Source organism: Mesorhizobium sp. M7A.F.Ca.CA.003.01.2.1 (assembly GCF_003998945.1).
GTDB lineage: Bacteria > Pseudomonadota > Alphaproteobacteria > Rhizobiales > Rhizobiaceae > Mesorhizobium > Mesorhizobium ciceri.
Genome location: NZ_RZRA01001580.1, coordinates 1 through 588, shown reverse-complemented (window position 1 = coordinate 588; position 588 = coordinate 1). Strand labels below are relative to the sequence as shown.

The 588-nt window shown below is 61.4% G+C and carries 2 protein-coding genes; one reads left to right on the top strand and one right to left on the bottom strand.

The window, feature by feature from the left end; genetic code table 11:
• Positions 1-291, top strand: a 291-nt coding sequence (locus tag EN969_RS34335; protein ID WP_206525373.1) for a hypothetical protein, incomplete at its 5' end; no start/stop codon positions are given.
• Positions 292-321: 30 nt separating this feature from the next.
• Here EN969_RS34335 and EN969_RS34330 read toward each other — a convergent pair.
• The coding region (locus EN969_RS34330; RefSeq protein WP_127419941.1) for an SDR family oxidoreductase at positions 322-588 on the bottom strand (267 nt) is incomplete at its 5' end.

The following is a 588-nucleotide window of genomic DNA, read 5'->3' as shown; positions in this document are numbered from 1 at the left end:
CTCCTGGAAAGGGCAAGGAAAGGAACGGTTTCGATGGGACGCTTCGCACAATTGGTCCGAGAGATCACCCCGAACTGGCTGCACTCTCGCTCCTCCCGCCATGACATTGCCGACGTTTCACCGTCCGACGCGGATTTCAGCTGGCAAGAGGCGATCGATAACAAGATGTATGGGGCTGATACGCCTGATTATTCCTATGTTCCGGAAAAGACCGCTTCAGATGCGGTGAGACCGGGCGGTGACAGCCCCGGCGAAAAGAGCGTGCGGGGTGATCCAAAGAGAGCCAATTGAGGGTGAAAGCCTGTCGGCGCCCGAGGAACGCTAGGCCGCAAATCGCAGTCCGCCGTCGCAGGTCAGCACCTGACCGGTCATGAAGCCGTTGGAGACGAGGAAGGCTATTGTCGCGGCGACGTCTTCGGCGCGACCGATGCGGCCGACCGGGGTCCTGCCGGCATAGTCGGCAAACAGCGCCTGCCTCTGCTCCTCGGCCAGAAAGTCCCACCAGGGCGTGTCGATGACGCCTGGCGCCACGACATTGACGCGCAGCGGTTTCAACTCCATCGCCAGGATCGGCACCACGGTCAACAG